This window comes from Aliamphritea spongicola (assembly GCF_017051665.1).
GTDB lineage: Bacteria > Pseudomonadota > Gammaproteobacteria > Pseudomonadales > Balneatricaceae > Amphritea > Amphritea spongicola.
Genome location: NZ_JAFIDL010000109.1, coordinates 1 through 286, shown reverse-complemented (window position 1 = coordinate 286; position 286 = coordinate 1). Strand labels below are relative to the sequence as shown.

Genomic DNA, 286 nt, shown 5'->3' with positions numbered 1-286 from the left:
CTGCCCTACCACCCTGGCGTCGCTGATGCGCAGCCCGGTTTCGTGAATGTGTTCCAGCGCGCGCCAGTCGAAGTTCTGGCTACCGACGAACGCCTGCTCGCCGTCCACCAGCAGATACTTGGCATGCAGAATGCCGCCGCTCAGCTTCTGGTATGGGATGATGCGCAGCTCCAGATTGGGGATCGCCTTCAGCCGTTCCAGCGTCTCGGCGGTGGAGAGGCGAATGCCCTTCTCTTCCAGCAAAAAGCGGATTTTCACCCCGCGTTCGCCGGCCGACTTCAGGTGC

At 62.2% G+C, this 286-nt stretch carries 1 protein-coding gene; it reads right to left on the bottom strand.

Annotation, left to right across the window (positions count from 1 at the left end; all coding sequences use genetic code 11):
- Positions 1 to 286: phospholipase D-like domain-containing protein (locus JYB63_RS22950; protein WP_243432137.1), on the bottom strand; the 286-nt coding region annotated here is incomplete at both ends.